Origin of the sequence: Herbaspirillum sp. B65, from assembly GCF_000333555.1 — a bacterium.
Lineage (GTDB): Bacteria > Pseudomonadota > Gammaproteobacteria > Burkholderiales > Burkholderiaceae_D > Herbaspirillum > Herbaspirillum rubrisubalbicans.
Map to the genome: position 1 here is coordinate 1 of NZ_BADI01000859.1, position 8,271 is coordinate 8,271.

Genomic DNA, 8,271 nt, shown 5'->3' on the forward strand with positions numbered 1-8,271 from the left:
GCGATGGCTCGATTTCCGAGGTCGGTCCTATCGAGGCACCGCCCACCTTCACCCTGCAGCGCGTGTCCTTCCTGCGCGCCTTGCAGGAAGCTGCGGGTGCGGTGATCCTGGTGTCCAACGAAGTGGGCATGGGCATCGTGCCGCAGGGCGCCATCTCGCGCTGGTTCGTCGATGAGGCAGGGCGCCTGAACCAGGCCGTGGCCGCCCTCTGCGAGCGGGTGCAATGGGTCGCGGCGGGCCTGCCGCTCACCTTCAAGGGCAGCCCATGTTGAGCGGCCTCTCCTGGCCCTGGCTGGCCGTGCTGATTCTGAAGCACGGCCCACGATGAGCACTGACATTTTTTGGAGCATTGCATGACCCACGACCCGCAACGTAGCGTGCGTACCATCCGTATCGGCGCCGGTGCCGGCTACTCGGGCGACCGCATCGAACCGGCTGCCGAACTGGCCGAGAAAGGCCAGCTGGATTACCTGATCTTCGAATGCCTGGCCGAGCGCACCATCGCCATCGGGCAGCAGGCGCGTCTGGCCGACCCGAGCAAGGGCTACGACCCGCTGCTGGCCGAGCGGATGCACGCGGTACTGAAGACCTGCGCCCGCCAAGGCGTGCGTATCATCACCAACATGGGCGCCGCCAATCCCTTGGCCGCCGCCCAACGCATCCGCGAGATCGCCCGCGAACTGGGCCTGGCAGGGTTGAAGGTGGCCGCAGTCGTCGGTGACGATGTGTTGCAGGCCGTACAAGAGGGCGACTTCAGGATCGAAGACAATGGCCAGCCGGTGGCAAGCCTGGGTGAGCGGCTTATTTCGGCCAATGCCTATCTGGGCAGCGCCCCTATCGTGGAGGCCCTGCAAGCCGGTGCCCAGGTCATCGTCACCGGCCGTGTCGCCGATCCGGCGCTGGTACTGGCGCCGCTGGTGCATGAATTCGGCTGGGCCATGGATGACTGGGACAAGCTGGGCCAAGGCACGCTGATCGGCCATCTGCTGGAGTGCGCCGGCCAGATCACGGGTGGGTATTTCGCCGACCCTGGCAAGAAGGATGTGGCCGCTCTGGCGCGCCTGGGCTTTCCCATCGGTGAGGTGCGCGCCGATGGCAGTGCCGTCATCACCAAAGTCGCCGGCTCCGGCGGCCAGGTCACGGCGCAGACCTGCAAGGAACAACTGCTCTATGAAATCCACGATCCCAGCGCCTATCTCACGCCGGACGTGATCGCCGACTTTTCGCAGGTACAGATCACCGAACTGGGCGCGGATCGCGTGGCGGTGACGGGCGCACGTGGCCGCGCGCGACCGGCGACTTTGAAGACCACACTGGGCTATCGCGACAGCTTCATCGGCGAAGGCCAGATGTCCTATGCCGGGCCAGGCGCCCAGGCGCGCGCGCAACTGGCAGCCGACATCGTGCGCGAGCGGCTGGCGCTGACCGGCGTAGAGACACAGGAACTGCGCTTTGACCTGATCGGCGTCAATGCCATCGGCGGCCCGGCCAAGCCAGCCGCCGCGCCGGAACCGGATGAAGTCCGGCTGCGCGTGGCCGGCCGCACGGCCAGCATGAAGCAGGCGCTACGCATCGGCAATGAAGTCGAAACGCTCTACACCAATGGCCCGGCCGGCGGCGGCGGCGCCACCAAGTCGGCGCGCGAAGTCATCGCGGTGCTGTCGCTGCTGCTGCCGCGCACGCTGGTACACACATCCGTTCATATCGAGGAGGCTTGAGATGCTGCTCAGAGACATCGCCCACGCACGCGCCGGGGACAAGGGCGACATTTCCAATATTTCCGTCATCGCCTACCGCATCGAAGACTACGCCCGGCTGGAAAGCGCACTGAGCGCCGAGCGGGTGCGGGCGCATTTTGCGGCAATCGTGCAGGGGGAAGTGGTGCGCCATGCCTTGCCACACCTTGGAGCGCTCAATTTCGTCATGCAGCGCGCACTGGGTGGGGGCGTGACCCGTTCATTGGCGCTGGATGCGCATGGGAAGGCTTTGTCGGGGGTGATGCTGGAAATCGAACTGCCAGGCTGATACCAGATTCAGATCAGGCTTGCCAGGGGTTGATCACAGCCAGATCGGCTGCAACATAGGGCGTCAGGTCGCGCGAGGCAACGATGAATCCACAAGAAACTGCAATGGCAGCAATATAACCATCAGGGGTCGGAAATCCGCGTCCAGCACACCTGGCCTTCACCGCCAACTCGGCATGGGCACGCGCTGCGTCGGTATCGAAGGGCAGGATGCGGTCCTTGAACATACGCAGCACTGCATCAACACGCCGTGCCAGCAATTCCCTACGCTTGCCGGTGGGCAGGCTGGCAATTCCGAACAACATTTCAGCCATGGTAACGCTGGTCAGATAGAGCGTTTCCGGCGCCTGTTCATTGAGCCAGGCACGCACGCGGGCGTGCGGTTCTGGCTTCATGGCTTCAGAGACGACATTGGTATCGAGGACAATCATTCGAACCTCATCGGTTCGGCCGGCGTCCTGTCACGCGTTTGTTCCAGTGCGGCGACATCTTCATTGGTGAGACCCATCTCGCGGCTCATTTCAGCCAGTGCGTCCCCCAGGCGCAAGCGCCCGGCCGGTTTGACCGCCATCGTCAGGATTTCACGAATCTCTGCCTCGGTGCTGCGGCCATGCTGCGCGGCTCGCACGCGCAAGGCGCGGTGTACATCGTCGGGAAGATTTCGGACAGTGAGGGTAGCCATGACAGCATTACTCCCAAGTGACAGCAACGCATTCATTTTAATCATTTGACGCCATCCTTTCCAGTGATAAGATTTTCACTCCCCTGGCTCATCTCAGGCTGCAAGAAGAATTTACATTGAACTGGATAAATGAGATTGGATGGTGGTTATCGTATAAAAAACAGAAGAAGAGCGATGTTATTCGATAATTTGGTCCACTTCCCCGACAAGAAGTTGCCGCAAGGAAAATAGGCAATTTTTCGCCAATTCCCTCCCCCAAAACAAGCCGCATTGCGACTGTCCAAAAGGGGCAAGATTTGGTATCGTCCGCCCGTGATTCATTCTCGCACTGCATCAGCGCCCCCGCTGACTCTTTCCCCCTGCTATGAAAAAACCAACCCGACTCGGCACACCGCTGTCTCCCTCCGCTACCAAAGTCATGCTGCTGGGCTCCGGCGAACTCGGCAAGGAAGTCATCATCGCCCTGCAACGCCTGGGCGTGGAAGTGATTGCCGTTGACCGCTACGAAAACGCGCCCGGCCAGCAGGTCGCGCATCGCGCCCATGTCATCAACATGACAGATGGCGCCGCCCTGACCGCATTGATCGAGCAGGAGCAACCCGACCTGATCGTGCCCGAGATCGAGGCCATCGCCACCGAAACCCTGGTCAAGCTGGAAGAAGCCGGCCGTGCCCGCGTCATCCCGACCGCGCGCGCCGCCTGGCTGACCATGAATCGCGAAGGCATCCGTCGCCTGGCCGGTGAAACCCTGGGCCTGGCGACCTCGCCCTACCGCTTCGCCGACAGCCTGGCAGAATTGAAGGCTGCCATCGACCAGATCGGCTTCCCATGCGTGATCAAGCCGGTCATGTCATCTTCCGGCAAGGGCCAGTCCAAGATCGATGGCGCCGATGAGATCGAAGCCGCCTGGAACTACGCCGCCGCCGGTGGCCGCGTCGATTCCGGTCGCGTGATCGTGGAAGGCTTCATCGACTTCGACTACGAGATCACCCTGCTGACGGTGCGTTCCTTGAACGAGAACGGCGACACCATCACCAGCTTCTGCGACCCCATCGGTCACGTGCAGGTCAAGGGCGACTATGTCGAATCCTGGCAACCGCACCCCATGCCCAATGCGGCCCTGGAAAAGGCTCGCGACATCGCCCGCAAGGTCACCGAAAACCTCGGCGGTCTGGGCCTGTTCGGGGTGGAATTGTTCGTCAAGGGCGACATGGTCTGGTTCTCCGAAGTCAGCCCGCGTCCGCATGACACCGGCATGGTCACCATGGTCAGCCAGGTGCAGAGCGAATTCGAACTGCACGCCAAGGCCATCCTCGGTCTGCCGGTCAATACCGCCCTGAAGACCCCGGGTGCCTCGGCCGTGATCTATGGCCAGCATGAAGCCCGTGGCATCGCCTTCGATGGCGTAGCCGATGCGCTGCGCATTCCGGGTGCCGACATTCGCCTGTTCGGCAAGCCCGAGTCCTTCGCCCGCCGTCGCATGGGCGTGGCCCTGGCCTCCGGGGACAACGTCGAGACCGCCCGCATCCGTGCCAAGCAGGCGGCGGCCAAGGTCAAGCCGGTCATTCCCGAATAAGACCCGGCGATCCACCACCAGGCAGGCTCCGATGCAAATCGGGGCCTGCTTCGTTTAAGGCCTCCTGTGGCCCATCGTTGGCTTCAAAACGATATAAACGATATGAACGTCGCGACTGGTTATAATCGACGCCTCCCTCCACAACAGCAGCTTTGCTCACGATCATGAAGTGCGATGTCGCCATCCTCGGCAGCGGTCTGGCCGGTCTTTCCGTAGCACTCCATCTGGCCGAGAAGTACCAGGTGGTGGTGGTCTCCAAGGGTGAACTGCTGGATGGTGCCAGCAACTGGGCCCAGGGCGGCATTGCCGCAGTGCTCGATTCGAGCGACAGCCACGCCCAGCACATCGATGACACGCTGGTGGCCGGTGCCGGTCTGTGCGATGAAAGCGCCACCCGCACCATCGTCGAACATGGACGCCAGGCCATCGAATGGCTGATCGCCCAAGGCGTGCCCTTCACCCGCGACGACAGCGCCGAACTGGGCTATCACCTCACCCGCGAGGGCGGCCACAGCCAGCGGCGCATCATCCATGCTGCCGACGCCACCGGCCACGCGGTGCAGGTCACGCTGGAACAGCGCGTGCGTGCGCACCCCAACATCACCCTGCTGGAACATCACTGCGCCATCGACCTGATCCATGCCCGCAAGCTCGATCCCAAGGCCGAGCCGCGCTGCCTGGGCGTGCACGTGCAGGACACCGCCAGCGGCCGGGTCATCGCCATTGCCGCCGCACGCACGGTGCTGGCCACCGGCGGCGCCGGCAAGGTCTACCTGTACACCTCCAACCCGGATTCGGCCACCGGCGACGGCATCGCCATGGCCTGGCGCGCCGGCTGCCGGGTGGCCAACATGGAATTCATCCAGTTCCACCCGACCTGCCTGTATCACCCCTATGCCAAGTCCTTCCTGATCAGCGAGGCGCTGCGCGGCGAAGGCGCCCTGCTCAAGCTGCCGGCCTCGGCCGGGGCGGCAGCAGGCCAGCGCTTCATGCCGGAGCACGACGAGCGCTGCGAGCTGGCCCCGCGCGACATCGTGGCGCGCGCCATCGATTTCGAGATGAAGAAACGCGGCCTGGATCACGTCGATCTCGATATCAGCCACCAAAGCCCGGCCTTCATCGCCGAGCACTTCCCGACCATCCAGGCGCGTTGCCTGGAGTTCGGCATCGACATCACGCGCCAGCCCATTCCAGTGGTGCCGGCCGCGCACTACACCTGCGGCGGCGTGGTCACCGACATGGCCGGGCGCACCGACCTGCCGGGCCTGTACGCGGTGGGCGAGACGGCCTACACCGGCCTGCATGGTGCCAACCGGCTGGCCAGCAATTCGCTGCTGGAATGCCTGGTGCTGGGCCGCTCGGCGGCCGCGGATATCGAGCAGGAACTGGCCGCCGGCACCTGGCGCGTGACCGAGGTGCCGCAGTGGGATGAGAGCCGCGTCAGTGACGCCGATGAAGAAGTGGTGATCGCCCACAACTGGGATGAACTGCGCCGCTTCATGTGGAACTACGTCAGCATCGTGCGCACCGACAAGCGCCTGGAACGTGCCCAGCACCGTATCCGGCTCCTGAAGGAAGAGATCGATGAGTACTACGCCAATTTCCGCATCTCGCGCGATCTGCTGGAGTTGCGCAACCTGGTGGACGTGGCGCAATTGATCGTCTCCAGCGCGCTGACGCGCAAGGAAAGTCGCGGCCTGCACTTCAGCCAGGACTACCCGCGCACGCTGCCCCGTGCCACGCCGACCATCCTGCCTGGCCGGCAGTAAAATCGTGCGCAATTCCCTCCGGCTACCGCCGCAGATGCTGATGCGCCCTGCCCTGTGCGCATTGCTGCTGGCAGCTATCCTGCCCTCGGCGCGGCCGGCCGAGCCGTCAGCGTCGCCAGCCACCAGCACCGGAGCGCATCGGCCGCGCGTGTGCCTGGTGCTCTCCGGTGGCGGTGCCCGCGGCTATGCCCACCTGGGCGTGCTGCAATATCTGGAGCAATTGCACATCCCCATCGATTGCATCGCCGGCACCAGCATGGGCGCGCTCATCGGCGGTCTCTACGCCAGCGGTCTGAGCGCCGAAGAACTGGAACACCGCCTGGCCGTCACCAATCTCTCCGACATCGCCTTCGACCGCACGGAGCGCTCGCGCCTGCCGCAATCGCAGCGGGAAGACGATTTCCAGTACCCGATCTCGCTCTCAGCCGGCCTCGATGACGGCAAGCTCAAGCTGGCCTCCGGGCTGGTCCAGGGCAACAAGCTGCTGGCCCTGTTGCAGAACTGGACCGCGCAACTGCCGGCCAACATCGACTTTGCCCGCCTGCCCATCCCGTTCCGGGCGGTGGCTACCGATCTGAGCCTGGGCACCGAGGTGGTGCTGGACCACGGCTCCCTGCCGCGCGCCATGCGTGCCAGCATGGCCGTACCAGGGCTGTTTGCGCCCTTCAGCATCGACCAGCGCACCCTGGTCGATGGCGGGCTGGTGAGCAATCTACCGGTGCAGACGGCACGCGACATGGGGGCCGACGTGGTGATCGCAGTCAACATCGCCACGCCGCTGCAGGACGCCGCGCAACTGCAATCGCCCACTGCGGTGGCGCAGCAGATGGTGGGCATCCTCATCCAGCAGAACGTCAAGGCGCAAAAGGCCTTGCTGGGTGCGCAGGATATCCTGATCGAACCGCAGATGACGGGCATGTCCTTTACCGACTTCGCACGCGGCAAGGATGGCATCAACGCCGGCTGGGATGCGGCGCAACGCCAGAATGCGCGCCTGCTGCAACTGTCGCTGACGCCACAGCAATGGCAGGCCTACCTGCAGACACGCAGCCACAACGGCCTGGCGCTGGCCGCCGATACCCGCATCGACGCCATCGAGATTCGCACCGGGGGCCATATTCCGGCCAGCTATGTACGCAGCCGCCTCGATGTGAAGGAAGGCGACCGCTACGATGGCCAGCAGATCAACCAGGAACTGACGCGACTGTCCACCCACGGCGACTTCAACAACGTCACCCAGGAACTGGTGACCCGTCCCGATGGCCGGCATGTGCTGGTGATCGATGCCGAGGAAAAATCCTGGGGGCCGCAATACCTGCTCTTCGGACTGGGTATCTCGAACAGCTTCAATGGCCAGGGCGGCTTCAACCTGCAGATCGGCCACCGTTATCCCTGGATCAACGACACTGGCCTGGAGTGGCGCAATGACCTGGTGCTGGGCAACAAACGCGCCAGCCTGCAAAGCGAACTGCGACAGCCGATCTGGGGTAGCTATGGCGCCTATTTGGCGCCCTACCTGGAACTGAGTCGCCGCTACGTCGACATCTACCTGGACGGCAGCGACGTCAAGGCCTCGCCCGTGAACCAGTACCGCATCGACTCGGCCACCGGCGGCATGGACCTGGGCCTGCCCTTGTCGCGCCTGGGTGAGTTGCGCCTGGGCATGAGCTACCAGCACGTCAAATATTCACCCACCTACAACCTGCCGCCCAACAGCGGCCTGCAATTCGCCTCCTACCAGAGCAGCCAGCCGGTGGCGCGCATGAGGCTGACCATCGATCAGCTGGATGACGTGCTCTTCCCGCGCCAGGGTTACTACCTGTCGGCGGAAGCCAATCGCGGCTTCGGCAGCCAGGAGCGGCGTTTCTCCAACGCCCAGGCCCGCACCCTGTGGGCCGTCAGCCGTGAGCGCAACACCCTCAACCTGGCCCTGGAAGCGGCCAGCAGCCTGTCGGCCAACAGCGCCGGGCTGGGCTTCACACTGGGCGGTTTCCAGCATCTCTCGGCCTACGCACCTGAACAATTCTTCGGCAATTACCTGCTGTACGGCCGCCTGACCTGGCTACGCGACCTGGCCGACTACAGCCTGCCGGGACTGCGCAAGCCGGTACTGGGAGCGAGCCTGGAAGCGGGCAACGTCTGGCAGAGCCGCGACGCCTTCGGCGATGGCCCCTACAAGAAAAGCATGAGCCTGTTCCTGGGTGGCACCAGCCCGATCGG

Annotated in this window: 8 protein-coding genes; 6 read left to right on the forward strand and 2 right to left on the reverse strand. The window is 64.1% G+C overall.

Annotated elements, in window-relative coordinates:
- From I5W_RS20445 to I5W_RS20455, 3 genes are all read left to right on the forward strand, one after another.
- Window positions 1–272, forward strand: a 272-nt coding sequence (locus I5W_RS20445) for a bifunctional adenosylcobinamide kinase/adenosylcobinamide-phosphate guanylyltransferase (RefSeq protein ID WP_044530612.1), incomplete at its 5' end; no start/stop codon positions are given.
- 81 nt (window positions 273–353) lie between these two features.
- Complete coding sequence (locus I5W_RS20450; protein WP_044530613.1) at window positions 354–1,718, forward strand: acyclic terpene utilization AtuA family protein; 1,365 nt, start codon at window positions 354–356, stop codon at window positions 1,716–1,718.
- Between the two features lies 1 nt (window position 1,719).
- A complete protein-coding gene (locus tag I5W_RS20455; protein WP_044530614.1) occupies window positions 1,720–2,025 on the forward strand; it encodes an AtuA-related protein in 306 nt (101 codons plus the stop codon).
- Window positions 2,026–2,038: 13 nt separating this feature from the next.
- Here the strand turns inward: I5W_RS20455 and I5W_RS20460 are convergent, their stop codons facing one another.
- Window positions 2,039–2,455, reverse strand: coding sequence for a type II toxin-antitoxin system VapC family toxin (locus tag I5W_RS20460; protein WP_044530615.1), 417 nt, complete (start codon window positions 2,453–2,455; stop codon window positions 2,039–2,041).
- Window positions 2,452–2,706 carry a FitA-like ribbon-helix-helix domain-containing protein gene (locus I5W_RS20465; protein WP_026051965.1) on the reverse strand — a complete coding sequence of 85 codons (255 nt, stop codon included), beginning with the start codon at window positions 2,704–2,706 and terminating at the stop codon, window positions 2,452–2,454. The genes I5W_RS20460 and I5W_RS20465 overlap by 4 nt, the downstream gene beginning before the upstream one ends.
- Before the next feature lie 364 nt (window positions 2,707–3,070).
- Between I5W_RS20465 and purT the strand changes: the two genes are divergently transcribed.
- The 3 genes from purT to I5W_RS20480 all read left to right on the forward strand — a co-directional run.
- Complete coding sequence (purT, locus tag I5W_RS20470; RefSeq protein WP_044530616.1) at window positions 3,071–4,282, forward strand: formate-dependent phosphoribosylglycinamide formyltransferase; 1,212 nt, start codon at window positions 3,071–3,073, stop codon at window positions 4,280–4,282.
- Window positions 4,283–4,446: 164 nt separating this feature from the next.
- Entirely contained in the window at window positions 4,447–6,051 is a 1,605-nt protein-coding gene (gene nadB, locus I5W_RS20475; protein WP_017451107.1) for an L-aspartate oxidase, read from the forward strand.
- A gap of 34 nt (window positions 6,052–6,085) precedes the next feature.
- A partial coding sequence (locus tag I5W_RS20480) for a patatin-like phospholipase family protein (protein WP_044530617.1) occupies window positions 6,086–8,271 on the forward strand: 2,186 nt, incomplete at its 3' end.

Coding starts and splice junctions, on each gene's coding strand:
- I5W_RS20455 (WP_044530614.1), top strand. CDS start 1,720: ATGCTGCTCAGAGACATCGCCCACGCACGCGCCGGGGACAAGGGCGAC.
- nadB (WP_017451107.1), top strand. CDS start 4,447: ATGAAGTGCGATGTCGCCATCCTCGGCAGCGGTCTGGCCGGTCTTTCC.
- I5W_RS20460 (WP_044530615.1), bottom strand. CDS start 2,455: ATGATTGTCCTCGATACCAATGTCGTCTCTGAAGCCATGAAGCCAGAA.
- purT (WP_044530616.1), top strand. CDS start 3,071: ATGAAAAAACCAACCCGACTCGGCACACCGCTGTCTCCCTCCGCTACC.
- I5W_RS20465 (WP_026051965.1), bottom strand. CDS start 2,706: ATGGCTACCCTCACTGTCCGAAATCTTCCCGACGATGTACACCGCGCC.
- I5W_RS20450 (WP_044530613.1), top strand. CDS start 354: ATGACCCACGACCCGCAACGTAGCGTGCGTACCATCCGTATCGGCGCC.